The sequence below is a fragment of the Streptomyces lusitanus genome (assembly GCF_042647945.1).
Taxonomy (GTDB): Bacteria; Actinomycetota; Actinomycetes; order Streptomycetales; family Streptomycetaceae; genus Streptomyces; species Streptomyces pseudogriseolus.
The window spans coordinates 65,142-79,743 of record NZ_JBHRWL010000019.1 but is presented as its reverse complement, the minus strand read 5'-3'; the positions used below and the strand labels follow the sequence as shown (position 1 = coordinate 79,743).

15 protein-coding genes and 1 riboswitch are annotated in these 14,602 nt (G+C 72.4%); of the genes, 11 read left to right on the top strand and 4 right to left on the bottom strand.

All coding sequences use genetic code 11. The features are described 5' to 3' along the window. Window positions 1-12: 12 nt before the first annotated feature. Window positions 13-1,710 carry a flavin monoamine oxidase family protein gene (locus tag ACFOSY_RS25790; RefSeq protein ID WP_394311051.1) on the top strand — a complete coding sequence of 566 codons (1,698 nt, stop codon included), beginning with the start codon at window positions 13-15 and terminating at the stop codon, window positions 1,708-1,710. A gap of 2 nt (window positions 1,711-1,712) precedes the next feature. On the opposite strand, the gene ACFOSY_RS25785 is transcribed toward ACFOSY_RS25790, so the two are convergent. Beyond that, window positions 1,713-2,399: a DUF5995 family protein gene (locus tag ACFOSY_RS25785; RefSeq protein ID WP_394311049.1), complete on the bottom strand. Its 687-nt coding sequence runs from the start codon at window positions 2,397-2,399 to the stop codon at window positions 1,713-1,715. A gap of 173 nt (window positions 2,400-2,572) precedes the next feature. Between ACFOSY_RS25785 and ACFOSY_RS25780 the strand changes: the two genes are divergently transcribed. After that, on the top strand, window positions 2,573-3,676 hold the full coding sequence (locus ACFOSY_RS25780; protein WP_394311046.1) for a glycoside hydrolase family 6 protein: 1,104 nt from the start codon (window positions 2,573-2,575) through the stop codon (window positions 3,674-3,676). Here ACFOSY_RS25780 and ACFOSY_RS25775 read toward each other — a convergent pair. Then, complete coding sequence (locus tag ACFOSY_RS25775) at window positions 3,658-5,052, bottom strand: uracil-xanthine permease family protein (RefSeq protein ID WP_006136638.1); 1,395 nt, start codon at window positions 5,050-5,052, stop codon at window positions 3,658-3,660. The genes ACFOSY_RS25780 and ACFOSY_RS25775 overlap by 19 nt on opposite strands. Before the next feature lie 173 nt (window positions 5,053-5,225). Between ACFOSY_RS25775 and ACFOSY_RS25770 the strand changes: the two genes are divergently transcribed. Next, window positions 5,226-5,684: an acyl-CoA thioesterase gene (locus ACFOSY_RS25770; RefSeq protein ID WP_394311043.1), complete on the top strand. Its 459-nt coding sequence runs from the start codon at window positions 5,226-5,228 to the stop codon at window positions 5,682-5,684. Here the strand turns inward: ACFOSY_RS25770 and ACFOSY_RS25765 are convergent. Further along, a complete protein-coding gene (locus ACFOSY_RS25765) occupies window positions 5,644-6,849 on the bottom strand; it encodes an MFS transporter (protein ID WP_394311041.1) in 1,206 nt (401 codons plus the stop codon). The two genes, ACFOSY_RS25770 and ACFOSY_RS25765, sit on opposite strands and share 41 nt — an antisense overlap. A 169-nt stretch (window positions 6,850-7,018) precedes the next feature. On the opposite strand from ACFOSY_RS25765, the gene ACFOSY_RS25760 reads away from it, so the two are divergent. Then, window positions 7,019-8,206: an ROK family transcriptional regulator gene (locus ACFOSY_RS25760; protein WP_394311038.1), complete on the top strand. Its 1,188-nt coding sequence runs from the start codon at window positions 7,019-7,021 to the stop codon at window positions 8,204-8,206. Window positions 8,207-8,292: 86 nt separating this feature from the next. On the opposite strand, the gene ACFOSY_RS25755 is transcribed toward ACFOSY_RS25760, so the two are convergent. Further along, complete coding sequence (locus ACFOSY_RS25755; protein WP_394311036.1) at window positions 8,293-9,051, bottom strand: SDR family oxidoreductase; 759 nt, start codon at window positions 9,049-9,051, stop codon at window positions 8,293-8,295. Window positions 9,052-9,426: 375 nt separating this feature from the next. Then, window positions 9,427-9,557: riboswitch (FMN riboswitch) on the top strand. Window positions 9,558-9,701: 144 nt separating this feature from the next. Here ACFOSY_RS25755 and ACFOSY_RS25750 point away from each other — a divergent pair. Genes ACFOSY_RS25750 through ACFOSY_RS25720 form a run of 7 tightly spaced genes read left to right on the top strand, consistent with a single transcriptional unit; the run spans window position 9,702 to window position 14,422 of the window. Beyond that, window positions 9,702-10,316 (top strand): riboflavin synthase, encoded by a 615-nt coding sequence (locus tag ACFOSY_RS25750; protein WP_369155021.1) that lies wholly within the window; start codon window positions 9,702-9,704, stop codon window positions 10,314-10,316. Further along, entirely contained in the window at window positions 10,313-10,954 is a 642-nt protein-coding gene (locus tag ACFOSY_RS25745; protein WP_394311033.1) for a nicotinamide mononucleotide transporter family protein, read from the top strand. The genes ACFOSY_RS25750 and ACFOSY_RS25745 overlap by 4 nt, the downstream gene beginning before the upstream one ends. Beyond that, window positions 10,951-12,237: a bifunctional 3,4-dihydroxy-2-butanone-4-phosphate synthase/GTP cyclohydrolase II gene (locus ACFOSY_RS25740; protein WP_394311030.1), complete on the top strand. Its 1,287-nt coding sequence runs from the start codon at window positions 10,951-10,953 to the stop codon at window positions 12,235-12,237. Before ACFOSY_RS25745 ends, ACFOSY_RS25740 begins: the two co-directional genes overlap by 4 nt. Before the next feature lie 20 nt (window positions 12,238-12,257). Further along, entirely contained in the window at window positions 12,258-12,743 is a 486-nt protein-coding gene (gene ribH / locus ACFOSY_RS25735; RefSeq protein ID WP_394311028.1) for a 6,7-dimethyl-8-ribityllumazine synthase, read from the top strand. Window positions 12,744-12,777: 34 nt separating this feature from the next. Continuing rightward, on the top strand, window positions 12,778-13,050 hold the full coding sequence (locus tag ACFOSY_RS25730) for a phosphoribosyl-ATP diphosphatase (RefSeq protein WP_004990764.1): 273 nt from the start codon (window positions 12,778-12,780) through the stop codon (window positions 13,048-13,050). Window positions 13,051-13,095: 45 nt separating this feature from the next. Then, a complete protein-coding gene (gene hisG / locus ACFOSY_RS25725) occupies window positions 13,096-13,944 on the top strand; it encodes an ATP phosphoribosyltransferase (RefSeq protein ID WP_394311025.1) in 849 nt (282 codons plus the stop codon). 16 nt (window positions 13,945-13,960) lie between these two features. Further along, complete coding sequence (locus tag ACFOSY_RS25720; RefSeq protein WP_394311023.1) at window positions 13,961-14,422, top strand: PH domain-containing protein; 462 nt, start codon at window positions 13,961-13,963, stop codon at window positions 14,420-14,422. Window positions 14,423-14,602: the final 180 nt, after the last annotated feature.

Below are 14,602 nucleotides of genomic sequence, written 5' to 3'. Positions count from 1 at the left end.
AGTCCGTACCCCATGACGTCCACGGTGCCCAACGCCGTCGAGCACGCCGACGAGCAGCAGCCGCCGATCACCATGTTCGGCCCTGACTTCCCGTACGCGTACGACGACTTCCTGGCCCACCCCGCCGGGATCGGGCAGGTGCCCGCCACCGAGCACGGCACCGAGGTCGCCGTCATCGGCGGTGGGCTGTCCGGGATCGTCGCCGCCTACGAGCTGATGAAGATGGGGCTCAAGCCGGTCGTGTACGAGGCCGACCGGATCGGCGGGCGGCTGCGGACCGTCGGGTTCGAGGGGTGTGATCCGTCGCTGACGGCGGAGATGGGCGCCATGCGGTTTCCGCCGTCCTCGACGGCGTTGCAGCACTACATCGATCTCGTGGGGCTGGAGACCCGGCCCTTCCCCAACCCGCTGGCCGAGGCGACCCCTTCGACCGTCGTGGATCTGAAGGGCGAGTCGCACTACGCGGAGACGATGGCCGATCTGCCGCAGGTCTACCGCGATGTGGCCGATGCCTGGGCGCGGTGTCTGGAGGAGGGGGCCGACTTCTCCGACATGAACCGGGCCCTGCGCGAGCGGGACGTGCCGCGGATCCGGGAGATCTGGTCGCGGCTGGTGGAGAAGCTCGACAACCAGACCTTCTACGGGTTCCTGTGCGAGTCCGAGGCGTTCAAGTCGTTCCGGCACCGGGAGATCTTCGGGCAGGTCGGGTTCGGGACCGGGGGGTGGGACACCGATTTCCCGAATTCCATTTTGGAGATTCTGCGGGTCGTCTACACCGAGGCCGACGATCACCACCGGGGGATCGTCGGCGGGTCGCAGCAGTTGCCGCTCAGGTTGTGGGAGCGGGAGCCCGAGAAGATCGTCCACTGGCCGTACGGAACGTCGCTGAAGTCGCTGCACGTGGACGGGGAGCCGCGGCCCGCCGTCACGCGGCTGGGGCGGACCGCCGGGAACGGGATCACCGTGACCGATGCCCGCGGTGACATCCGTACGTATCGGGCCGCCGTCTTCACCGCGCAGTCCTGGATGCTGCTGTCGAAGATCGACTGTGACGACTCGCTCTTCCCGATCGATCACTGGACCGCCATCGAGCGCACCCACTACATGGAGTCCAGCAAGTTGTTCGTGCCTGTCGATCGGCCGTTCTGGCTCGACAAGGACGAAGACACCGGGCGGGACGTCATGTCGATGACGCTCACCGACCGCATGACCCGCGGCACCTATCTGCTGGACAACGGTCCCGACCAGCCCGCGGTCATCTGCCTGTCGTACACCTGGTGCGACGACAGTCTGAAGTGGCTGCCGCTGTCCGCCAACGAGCGGATGGAGGTCATGCTGAAGTCGCTCGGCGAGATCTACCCGAAGGTCGACATCCGGAAGCACGTCATCGGCAGCCCGGTGACCGTTTCCTGGGAGAACGAGCCTTACTTCATGGGCGCGTTCAAGGCGAACCTGCCGGGGCACTACCGCTACCAGCGGCGGCTGTTCACGCACTTCATGCAGGACCGGCTGCCGGAGGACAAGCGGGGCCTGTTCCTCGCCGGCGACGACATCTCGTGGACGGCGGGCTGGGCCGAGGGCGCCGTGCAGACCGCACTCAACGCGGTGTGGGGCGTGATGCATCAGCTCGGCGGCGCCACCGACCCGTCCAACCCGGGTCCCGGCGACCTGTACGACGAGATCGCGCCCGTGGAACTCCCGGAGGACTGAGGTCAGCCGGGCAGCGGGGTGAGCAGCATGCGGCCCGCGAACCCCACCGCGGTGTCCAGCCGTTCGGTGAACTCCGCCGCCACGTCGGGCAGTCGGCGCAGCGCCCACAGGGCGCGCGCCGCCGTCCAGGCCGCGTCCCGGGCGCGGTCCAGGCTCCACGCGCCGAGCAGATGGGTCAGCGGGTCGGCGATGCTCAGCACGTCGGGGCCGGGTACCAGCTCGTCGCGGATGCGTTCCTCCAGCGACAGGAGGATCTCGCCCACGGCCTCGAACTCGTCCTCCAGGTCGACGGGTTCGCAGTCGAGCGTACGGCAGGTGTCCACGACGGCCAGCGCGAGGTCGTGCCCGATGTGCGCGTTGATGCCGGCCAGCGCGAACTGCACCGGACGTACCCCGGGATGGCGGCGGAAGTGGAACAGTGGACGCCAGCAGGCGGGGGGACGCCGGCCCTTGGCCGCCGCGTCGACGGCGGCCAGGTAGCGGTCGGCGAACCGTACGTCCAGGGTGATCACCGCACGGGTGTCGGGGAACAGACCGGCGTCGATGCGCCGGTCCACCGCCCGTGTCACGGCGAGGTAGACACGGTTGAAGACCGCGACCCCGTCCCGCGCGGGCAGGGCCGCGTCGAGGGCGCGCATACGGGCGACGACCCCGTCGACCGGGGTGAGGACTTGTTCGCATTGCGCCATGAGCGCAGGGTGACACCTTTAGTCTGACTTCAGTGGCGGCGGGCCCGGCGCTTCCCCGGAACGGGGGAACGCGCCCGCCGTGGGGGAGGGGGAAGCACAAGGTGGCAGGCTCGCGTGCCCGGAGACTGTCCGCGCGCCGTGCGGAGCGGCGGCGTGCCGCGCGGAGGACCACGATGGTCGCTGCGGCCTCGGTCGTGGTGGTGGCCGGCAGCGTGTCCGGGGTGATCTCGGCGGCCGGACAGGGGCGGGACGCCCCGGAGGCCCGGCCCGTGGCGTCCGCGTCGCCCCGTCTCGTGCCGCTGCCCGCCGTTCCCTCGGCGTCTCCTTCCGTCACGAAGTCCGCCTCGCCGTCCGTCGAGCCGAAGCGGTCGCCTTCCGCCTCGACCGGTGCGCGGAAGGAGCGCCGTGCTGTTCCGTCCGCGCGGCTCTACCGGCATCCCGCGTCCCGGGTGCTCGACTGGGTGCGGGCGCACCCCGACGATCCGCGCCGGGCGGTCATCGAGTCGCGGATCGCCGACCAGCCGGCGGCCGTCTGGTTCGCGGACTGGTCGCCGGACACCGTCACCGCGCGGGTGAGGGCCGTGACGTCCGGCGGGGCCGCGCAGGGGCGGGTGCCCGTCGTCGTGCCGTACGCGATCCCCGGGCGGGACTGCGGCGGCCACTCCGAGGGCGGTGCGCCGGACCTGGGCGCCTACGACGACTGGATCGACCGGTTCGCCGCCGGGCTCGGCGGCGGGGAGGTCGTGGTGATCCTGGAGCCCGACTCGGTCGCGCAGGCCGACTGTCTGTCCGCCGGGCAGCGGGAGCGGCGGTTCGCCTCGCTGGCCCGCGCCGGGCGGGTGCTCAAGGAGGCCAATCCCCGCGCCCGCGTCTACTACGACGCCGGGCACTCCGGCTGGCACACGCCCGCCAAGCAGGCGGACCTGCTGCGGCAGGCGGGGGCCGCCTCGTCCGACTCGTCGGACGGCGTCTTCAGCAACGTGTCCAACTTCCACGCCACCGCCGACGAGATCGCCTACGACCGTGCCGTGCTCGACGCCCTCGGCGGGACGGGCCTCGGCGCGGTGATCGACACCAGCCGCAACGGCAACGGCGCCCCCGCCGACGGCGAGTGGTGCGACCCGGAGGGCCGCGCGCTGGGCCGGGCCCCGACGCTCACCACCGGCGAGGCCCGCATCGACGCCTACCTGTGGGTGAAGCTCCCCGGTGAGTCCGACGGCTGCAAGGGCGCGCCGGGGACCTTCAGCCCGTCGTACGCCTACGACCTGGCGCGCTGATCCTCGCCCGTGTCGTAGGAGGACGTGCCCTCGTCGAGCAGCGGCTGCTGCGTCTTCAGGTGGGCGGGCGCGAAGGCGCGCAGCGCGTGGTAGCCGGTGATGACGACGACCGTGCCGAGGGCGATGCCGCTGAGCGAGAAGGTGTCGGTGAACTCCATGGACACGTTGCCGACGCCGATGATGATGCCCGCCGCGGCCGGCACCAGGTTCAGCGGATTGCGCAGGTCGACCTTGGCGTTGAGCCAGATCTGCGCGCCGAGCAGGCCGATCATGCCGTACAGGATGACGGTGATGCCGCCCAGCACACCGCCGGGGACGGCCGCGACGACCGCGCCGAACTTGGGGCACAGGCCGAACAGCAGGGCGAAGCCGGCGGCGGCCCAGTAGGCGGCGGTGGAGTAGACGCGGGTCGCGGCCATCACGCCGATGTTCTCGGAGTAGGTGGTGTTGGGCGGGCCGCCGACCGCGGTGGACAGCATGGAGCCGATGCCGTCGGCGGAGATGGCCGTGCCGAGCTTGTCGTCGAGGTTGTCGCCGGTCATCTCGCCGACGGCCTTCACATGGCCCGCGTTCTCGGCGATCAGCGCGATGACCACCGGCAGGGCGACCAGGATCGCCGACCATTCGAAGGACGGCCCGTGGAAGTCGGGCAGGCCGATCCAGTCGGCCCGGCCCACGGCGGACAGGTCCAGGCGCCAGTGGTCGGTGACCTTGCCGCTCGCGTCGGCGGAGTGGATCTGCCCGAAGATCCGGTCCTGCGCCCAGGACAGCACGTACCCGAAGATCAGGCCGAGGAAGATCGCGATGCGGGACCAGAAGCCGCGCAGGCAGACCACGGCCAGTCCGGTGAACAGCATCACGGCCAGCGCGGTCCACTGGTCCTGCGGCCAGTACGTCGAGGCGGTCACCGGGGCGAGGTTGAAGCCGATCAGCATCACCACCGCGCCGGTCACCACGGGCGGCATCGCCGCGTGGATGATCCGCGCGCCGAAGCGCCGGACCGCGAGGCCCACCAGGAACAGCGCGCCGCCCACCACGAACACCGCGCCCGTCACCGTGGCGCTGGAGCCGCCGTCCGCCCGGATCACCGCGGCGACGCCGACGAAGGAGAGCGAGCAGCCCAGGTAGCTGGGCACCCGGCCGCGGGTGGCCAGCAGGAAGACGACGGTCGCGACGCCCGACATCATGATCGCCAGGTTGGGGTCGAGACCCATGAGGACGGGAGCCACGAAGGACGCGCCGAACATGGCGACCACGTGCTGGGCGCCCAGGCCAGCGGTGCGCGGCCAGGAGAGGCGCTCGTCGGGGCGGACCACCGCCCCGGGTGCCGGAGTGCGTCCGTCTCCGTGCAGTTTCCAGCGGACGCCGAGATCCATGGGTTGTCGCTTTCGTCGTGCGGCCAGCGTGTCCGGACCATTGTGCGGCCCGCCGGGGAGTGGTTCGCACAGGTGGGCGGGCCCCCGGGGGCTGCTGAGCGTCCGCTTAGGATGAGGGCACGCCGTTGATCGATGCACACGGCACCGACCCGTACGTTCCAGGAGCACCGCCCGTGACCGCCGAAGCCCCGCCCGCGCCCGCCCTCGCCCACGGCCGTCTGATCCCCGTGACCGTCCACTTCGACGACCTCGACGCGCTGGGGCTGCTGCACAACGCCCGCTACCCGCTGCTCGTCGAGCGCGCCTGGTCCGAGCTGTGGCAGGCCCACGGCGTCGCCTTCGACGGCGACTGGGTGGCCGCCGGCGACGCCTGCAACGCGGTCAAGGAACTGCGCCTGACCTACGAGGCCCCGGTGACCCGGCCCGGCCCCTACGCCGTCCACCTGTGGCTGGACCGGCTCGGCACCACCGGGCTCACCTACGGCTTCCGGTTCTGCTCGGCGGACGGCGCGGTGACCTACGCCCGGGGCAGCCGGGTGCTGGTGCGGCTGGACGCCACCACCCTGCGCCCGGCGCCCTGGAGCGAGGGGTTCAGGAACGCGGCTCGGGAACTGCTGCGTCCGGACGCGTGACCTTCACCCGGTCGCCCGCGCGCAGCACCCCGGCGAAGCCCGCGATGCCGCACGTCAGCAGCGTCACCAGTACGAACGACACCATCAGGCTGGTCGCCTGTGCCAGCATGCCGATGGCGCTCGGGGCGATCAGCCCCGAGGTGTAGGTGATGGTCGCCACGCCCGCGATGGCCAGGCTCGGGTTGGAGCCGCTGCGGCCGGCGGCGGCGAAGCAGAGCGGGACGACCACCGCGATGCCGAGGCCCATCAGCGCGAAGCCGGTCATCGCGACGGCGGGGTGGCCGGCGAACACGATCAGGAGGCCGCCGAGCAGGGCGACCGCACCGCTCGCGCGGACCGTGCGTACCGCGCCGTAGCGGTCCACCACCCGGTCGCCGGCGATCCGGGCGACCGCCATGGTGAGGGTGAAGCCGGTGGTGCAGGCGGCCGCGAGGCCCGCGGAGGTCTCCAGCTGGTCGCGCAGATAGACCGCCGACCAGTCCAGGCTCGCCCCCTCGGCGAACACCGCGCAGAAGCCGATCGCGCCGATGAGCAGCGCCGAGCGGGGCGGCAGCGCGAACCGGGGCGGCGGCTCCTCGTCCTCGGCCGGCTGGAGGTCGAGCACCCAGGCGCAGGCCGCGAAGCCCACGACCGTCAGCACGGCGGCCGCCAGCGTGTGGTGCAGCCGGGCGTCCGAGCCCAGGTGCGCGGCGAGCGTGCCGGCCGCCGAGCCGACGACCGCGCCGACGCTCCACATGCCGTGCAGGCCCGACATGATCGACCGGTCGAGCCGGTTCTCCACCTCGACCCCGAGGGCGTTCATCGCCACGTCCGACATGCCCGCCGTGGCGCCGTAGACGAACAGGGCCAGACACAGGGTGAGCAGGTTCGGGGCGAGGGCCGGCAGCACCAGCGCGAGCGTCCACAGGGCGAGCAGGCCGCGCAGCGCGGTACGGGCGCCGAAGCGGTGCGAGATGCTGCCCGCGAGCGGCATCGCCAGCGACGCGCCCAGCGCGGGGAAGGCCAGCGCCAGGCCCAACTGCCCGGCGCTGACCCCCGCGTGGTCCTGGATCCAGGGGACCCGGGTCGCGAACGAACCGGTGACCGCGCCGTGCACGGCGAACACCGCGCCCACGGCGTACCGCGCCCGCCTCACCTCGCATGGCGTGTGAACCACTGCACTCATCGACCCGCCCCTCCCTGATCCACCGTCGTACGCGTTGCGCCTGTGTCGTGTGCGTTCCACCTCTGGCGTGTGCGCTGGCGTAAACTATCAGGAACCCTGCCTGAAAGAAACGGGGCATCCGGGGCACGGCACCCGCCGGCCGGGCCCGCCGATCTGGAAGGATCCCGGCATGGCCGCATCCCCGAGCACCGCCCGAGCCATCAACGACCGGCTCGCCCTGCGCCTGCTCCAGCAGGAGGGCCCGCTGACCGCGGGGCAGCTGAAAGAGCTCACCGGACTCTCCCGGCCCACCGTCGCCGACCTCGTCGAACGCCTCACCGCCGCCGGGCTGATCGAGGTCGCAGGCGAGGCCCGCGCCCAGCGGCGGGGCCCCAACGCCAAGCTCTACGGCATCGTCGCGGGCCGCGCCCACCTCGCCGCCCTGGACGTGCGCACCGAGGGCGTCGCGCTCGTCGTGTCCGACCTCGTCGGCGGGGTGCTGGCCGAGGCCTCCCTGCCCATCGCCGACGACACCGGCACCGGCCCCGCCGTCGAGCAGGCCGTCGCCCTGGTCGAGCGGACGGCCAAGGAGGCGGGCGCCGACCGGCTGCACACGGTGGGCATCGGCGCGCCCGGCCTGATCGACCCCGCGACCGGCGAACTCCGCGACTCCACCGGCCTGCCGGAGTGGCACCGGCGTCTGGTCGCCGTGCTCCAGGAACGGCTGCCCGAGGCCCGGGTCAGCGTGGAGAACGAGACCAACCTCGCCGCGCTCGCCGAGCAGCGCGACGGGGCAGCCCGTGACCGGGACACCTTCGTGCTGCTGTGGCTGGGCCACGGCACCGGCGCCGCCGTGATCCTCGACGGCGCCCTGCGCCGGGGAGCCTCCGGCGGCACCGGCGAGATCGGCTTCCTGCCCGTCCCGGGCACCCGGGGGCTGCCGTCCGCGACCGACTGCACCGGCGGCTTCCACTCCCTGGCCGGCGCGGCGGCGGTCGCGCGGCTCGCCGCCGACCAGGGCATCGCGCCGGAACCCGGGGCCGACCCGGAGGCGGCGGGCGCGGTACGGGCGGCCGTCTCCGCGCCGGGGAGCGCGGCGCACGCCCGGTTCCTCGACACCCTGGCCGACCGGGTCGCCGTGGGCGTCGCCTCCGTGGTCGCGCTGCTCGACCCCGGGTGCGTGGTCCTGGGCGGCGAGCTCGGCCAGGCGGGCGGCACGGAACTGGCGGCCCGCGTCCAGCACCGCCTGACCACGATGTCCCCGCTCCCCGTCGAGGTACGCCCCAGCACCCTGGGCGGAGGAGCGGTCCTCCGAGGCGCCCTCCTGACGGCCCGTGACCACGCCCAGGACGAGCTTTTCGGGGTGCCGGGGCACTGAGGGGTTGCGGCGGGGGCGGGCTCGAGGGGCACCCCGGTCCGGGGTGGGACGGGGGCTCGGGCGCGATGCCCGCGGGTGGTCGCCGCCTACCGGCGCGCCCCCGTCACGGCCAACCGCTTCGTCAGGTAGTCCTCGAACGTGCCGGTGCCGACCGCGTGGTCCGGGGCCAGGTGGCCGCCGGCGCGGAAGGCCTCGTACGCCGCTCCGCGCAGCGGGATCTTCACCACCGCGCGGCGGCGGCCGGCCGCCGCGAGGTACGCGCGGGCCAGGGAGTCGAAGGTCCGCACCTCGGGGCCGCCCATGTCGTCGGCGCGTCCCGCGGGTGCGCCCTGGGCCAGCTCGGCCAGGCGGGCCGCGACCTCCGTGACCTCCACCGGCTGGTCCTTCACCCGGGCGGGCAGCGGCATCACCGGCGACTTCGACATGCCCTGGAACAGCCGGTACAGCAGGTCGTGGAACTGCGTGGCGCGCAGCACCGTCCAGCCGATGCCGGAGTCCTCGATCTGCCGTTCCACCGCCAGCTTGGTGCGGTAGTAGGGGTACGGCACGCGGTCCACGCCGACGATCGAGATGTGGACGAGGTGCTCCACCCCGGCCCGTCGCGCCGCGGTGATCAGATGGCGCGCGGCCTGTTCGTCGCCGCCGCGCGCCGAGGTGGCGCAGTGGACGACGGTGCCCGCGCCCTCCAGGGCCCGGTCCAGCCCGCTGCCGCCCTCGCGGAGGTCGACGGCGTAGGGCGGGGTGCGGCGGCTGAGGACCCGTACCTCGTGGCCGGCCGTCCGCAGCCGCTCGACGACGGGCCGGCCGAGGGTGCCGGTACCGCCGGTCACCAGGATCGCGGTCATGCTGTCTCACGTCCCTTCGGACACCGGCGCCCTGGGGGGAGAGTCGTGCGTGGCGCCGTACGGGATCAAGCTACGACGGGCCGGGCGCCGGGCGCATCCGCGCGCGTGGTGAGGCCCGGCGGCGGGCAAGGGCCGTCGTCACCGCCGCCGGGCCGGTCAGGGAGTGGCTCGGACACTAAAAGGACTAGACCACTTGGGTCAATAGGTGTGGATCACTCACCGGATGCGGGAGGGGGCGCCAAGGGGGCGCACAATCGCGGCAGTTGTGCATCGCGCGACCCTCGGTTGCCTCCACGTAGCGCGCTGTGACTCACTCCACACGACTCACCCGCGTGGCCGAGTCCCGGCCGTGGCAGACTGGGGCTGTACCAGTAGCAGCGCACTCCGGGGTCGGTGAAAGTCCGAACCGGCGGTTACAGTCCGCGACCCGGTCGCCTCCAGCGACCGGTTGACCAGGTGAAATTCCTGGACCGACGGTTAAAGTCCGGATGGGAGGCAGTGCGCGGCGGGCGGGCATCCATGCGCGCCGTCGTACCGGTTCGTCCTTCGGGCGAGCTCCGTCCGGCGTCGCCCCCGGTGTCCTCGCCCGTGTTCCTGTCGTCATCGACAGCCCCGGAGTCCGTGCCCGAAGAGGCAGGAGGACCCGGGAAGTGTTCACCGGAATCGTCGAAGAGCTGGGCGAGGTCACCGCCGTCGAGACCCTCGGCGACGCCTGTCGCTTCCGCCTGCGGGGCCCCGTGGTCACCCAGGGCGCGAAACACGGCGACTCCATCGCCGTCAACGGCGTGTGCCTCACCGTCGTCGAGCACGAGGGCGACGAGTTCACCGCCGACGTGATGGCGGAGACCCTGAACCGCTCCAGCCTCGGCGCCCTCGCCGTCGGCTCCCGCGTCAACCTCGAGCGGCCCACCGCCGTGGGCGACCGCCTCGGCGGCCACATCGTGCAGGGCCACGTCGACGGCACCGGCGAGATCCTCGACCGCACCCCGTCCGAGCACTGGGAGATCGTGAAGATCTCCCTCCCCGCGCACCTGAGCCGCTACGTCGTCGAGAAGGGCTCCATCACCGTCGACGGCATCAGCCTCACCGTGGTCGACGCCGGGCGCGACCACTTCACCGTCAGCCTCATCCCCACCACCCTCGCCCTGACCACCCTCGGCATCAAGAAGCCCGGGGACCCGGTCAACCTCGAGGTGGACGTCATCGCCAAGTACGTCGAGCGGATGCTCGGCGACCGCGTCGCGGGCGAGGAGGCCTCCCGGTGAACTGGCTCAACTCCGAGGCCTTCACCCTGTTCGACCAGCACATCAAGTGGTCGGACATGACCGGCAACGTGATCGGCCTGATCGCCCTCGCCCTCGGCTGGCGCCGCTCCCTGTGGACCTGGCCCGCCCAGTTCCTCTCCGGGCTCATCCTGTTCACCGCGTTCGCCACCGCCCACCTCTCCGGCAGCGCCGGCAAGCAGGTCGTCGTCATGCTCGTCGCCGCCTGGGGCTTCCGGCAGTGGCACCGCGGCCGGCGGCAGGCCCAGGACGGCTCCGTCGCCGTACGGTTCGCCACCTGGCGCGAGCGGGGCGCGCTGCTCGCCGGGGCCGCCCTCGGCACCCTCGCCGTCGGCGGACTCTTCACCGCCTACCCGTCCCTGTCCTGGGACCCCTGGCCGGACGCCTACATCTTCGTCGGCACGGTCGTCGCGATGTACGCCCAGGCGCGCGGCATGGTCGAGTTCTGGTTCGCCTGGCTGCTCGTCGACCTCGTCGGCGTCCCGCTGAACTTCGCCAACGGCTTCGCCTTCTCCGGCTTCGTCTACGTCATCTACGGCGCGCTCGTCCTGTGGGGCATGCGCGACTGGTGGCTGCGCTCCCGCGACGCGCGGCCCGCACTGGAAGGAGCGCCCGCATGAGCACGGCACCTGTCCTTTACGACACCGAAGACCTCGACCTCCGCCTCGACCCCGTCGAGCAGGCCATCGCCGACATCGCCGCCGGCCGCCCCGTGGTGGTCGTCGACGACGAGAACCGGGAGAACGAGGGCGACCTGATCGTCGCCGCCGAGAAGGTGACCGAGGAGATCGTCGCCTTCATGATGACCGAGTGCCGCGGCATGATCTGCGCCCCCATGACGGGCGAGGAGCTCGACCGGCTGAGCATCCCGCAGATGGTGGCGCAGAACACCGAGTCGATGCGCACCGCGTTCACCGTCACCGTCGACGCCTCCGCCGCGCACGGCGTGACCACCGGCATCTCCGCCTCCGACCGGGCCACCACCCTGCGGCTGCTGGCCGGCGGCACCGCCGAGCCGGACGACTTCGTCCGCCCCGGCCACATCTTCCCGCTGCGCGCCCGCCCCGGCGGCGTCCTCGAGCGCGACGGCCACACCGAGGCCGCCGTCGACCTGGCCCGCCTCGCCGGACTGCGCCCGGCCGGAGCCATCGTGGAGATCGCCGGCGAGGACGGCCGCATGCTGCGGCTGCCCGAACTGGTCCCGTTCGCCCGCAAGCACGGCCTGTCGATCATCTCGATCGAGGACCTCATCGCCTACCGGCGCAGCAGCGAGCCCACCGTCCGCCGCGAGGCCGAGGTCCGGCTGCCCACCGCCCACGGCACGTTCACCGCGTACGGCTTCCGCTCCACCGCCGACGGCGTCGAGCACGTCGCCCTGGTGCACGGCGACCTCGGCGACGGCGCGGACGTCCTCGTCCGCATGCACTCCGAGTGCCTCACCGGCGACGTCTTCGGCTCCCAGCGCTGCGACTGCGGCCCCCAGCTCGACGCCTCCCTGGACCGCATCCAGGCCGAGGGCCGGGGCGTCGTCGTCTACCTGCGCGGCCACGAAGGGCGCGGCATCGGCCTGATGTCCAAGCTGCGCGCCTACGAACTCCAGGAGCGCGGCCGCGACACCCTCGACGCCAACCTGGAGCTCGGCCTGCCCGCCGACGCCCGCGACTACGCGGCCGGCGCGCAGATCCTCGCCGACCTCGGCGTCCGCAGCGTCCGCCTGATGACCAACAACCCCGACAAGTCCGACGCGCTCGCCCGCCACGGCATCGACGTCGTCCGGCGCGAGCCGATGCCCGTCACCGCGAGCGAGCACAACCTCCGCTACCTGCGCACCAAGCGGGACCGGATGGGCCACGACCTGCCCTGGCTGGACACGCCGACCGTGCCCGCCTGCGGCAACCAGTAACACGAACCACGAGGAGAGACGTGAGCGGCAAGGGTGCACCGGAGCTGACGGTACGCAACGTGGGTGATCTGCGGGTCGCCGTCGTCGCGGCACAGTGGCACGAGAAGGTGATGGACGGCATGGTGGACGGGGCGCTGCGCGCCCTGCACGACCTCGGCATCGACGAGCCGACCCTGCTGAGGGTCCCCGGCAGCTGGGAACTGCCCGTCGTCGCCAAGGTCCTGGCCGGCCGGGGCTACGACGCGATCGTCGCCCTCGGCGTCGTCATCAGGGGCGGCACACCCCACTTCGACTACGTGTGCCAGGGCGTCACCCAGGGCCTCACCCAGGTGTCCGTCGACACCGGCGTCCCCGTCGGCTTCGGCCTGCTCACCTGTGACAACGAGGAGCAGGCCCTGGACCGGGCCGGACTGCCCGGTTCCAGCGAGGACAAGGGCCACGAGGCGGTCACCGCGGCCGTCGCGACCGCCGCATGCCTGCGCTCGGTGTCCGAACCCTGGCGGTGAGCAGTCCCCGTCACCGCGTAGGGTAAGGACCACCATGTCCAAGAAGACGTTCGAGGAGCTCTTCACCGAGCTCCAGCACAAGGCCGCCCACGGGGACCCCGCCACCTCCCGCACCGCCGAGCTGGTGGACAAGGGCGTCCATGCCATCGGCAAGAAGGTCGTCGAGGAGGCCGCCGAGGTCTGGATGGCCGCCGAGTACGAGGGCAAGGAGGCGGCCGCCGAGGAGATCTCGCAGCTGCTGTACCACGTCCAGGTGATGATGGTCGCCCGCGGCATCTCCCTCGACGACGTCTACGCCCACCTGTAGAAACCCCCGCTCCGCCCACCCCTTCACGCAAAGGAAGCCGACCTCATGCTGCGCATCGCCGTCCCCAACAAGGGTTCCCTGTCAGGACCTGCGGCGGAGATGCTGCATGAGGCCGGCTACCAGCAGCGGCGGGAGTCCAAGGAGCTGCGGATCGTCGACCCGGTCAACGAGGTCGAGTTCTTCTACCTCCGCCCCCGCGACATCGCGATCTACGTCGCCTCCGGCCGCCTGGACATCGGCATCACCGGGCGCGACCTGCTGATCGACTCGGGGGCCGACGCCGAGGAGATCCTGCCGCTCGGCTTCGCCCGCTCCACCTTCCGCTTCGCCGCGAAGCCCGGCACGGTCACCAGCCCCGCCGATCTCGCCGGCAAGACCGTCGCCACGTCCTACGAGGGCATCGTCGCCGCGTACCTCGCGGAGCACGGCATCGACGCCTCCGTCGTCCACCTGGACGGCGCGGTCGAGACCGCCATCCAGCTCGGCGTCGCCCAGGTCATCGCGGACGTCGTCGAGACCGGCACCTCCCTGCGCAACGCCGGCCTGGAAGTCGTCGGCGACCCGATCATGACCTCCGAGGCCGTCGTCGTCCGCCGTACCGGCACAGACGGCGAAGACCCCAAGGTGCGGCAGTTCCTGCGTCGCCTCCAGGGCGTCCTGGTCGCCCGTACGTACGTGATGATGGACTACGACTGCCGGGTCGAGCAGCTGGAGAAGGCCGTCGCGCTGACCCCCGGCCTCGAGTCCCCGACCGTCTCGCCGCTGCACAACGAGGGCTGGGTCGCCGTCCGCGCGATGGTCCCGTCCAAGGAGGCGCAGCGCATCATGGACGACCTGTACGACATCGGGGCGCGCGCCATCCTCACCACGGCGATCCACGCCTGCCGTCTCTGACGGGGGAGCCACCACCATGTCCGGCACCGAACTCCCCGCGCTGCCCGTCACGTTCCGGCCCGGCCGCACCCGTGCCGTGCTGCTCACCGCGGGCGTCGCGCTGTTCGTCGTCGTCAGCCTGATCGGGCTGCTCCTCAGCGGTCTCGGCCCGGGGGAGCGCATCAGCTTCGTGTTCACCGCCGCGCTGCTGGCCGGTGTGCTGTTCCTGCTGGCCCGGCCGAAGGTCGTCGCCGACGAGACGGGCGTCACGGTCGTCAACATCGTGCACCGGCGCCGTCTGGAGTGGGCGGAGATCCTTCAGGTGAACCTCCGCTCGGGTGATCCCTGGGTCTTCCTCGACCTCAGCGACGGCACCAGCCTGCCCGCGCTCGGCATCCAGCCCGGCATCGCCCGGCAGCGCGCGGTCGCCGACGCCCGCGCCCTGCGGGCCCTCGCCGAGGCGCACTCCGCGCCCGAGGCCGAGGCGCCCCGCGACTGACGCGAGACATCCGTCACCGTCGCGCCGTGGGAAACGGACCTGCCGCAGTCGCCCCTGTCTTGATTAATCTGTGGGGCGGAGGCGCGCCGACAGCGCCTCCGCCCCTGCCGCCCCGCCCGGTGCGCCGAGGGGCCCCAGCTATCCGAGGAGTGACCCTCTCCGGCGATGGACGGATCGTCC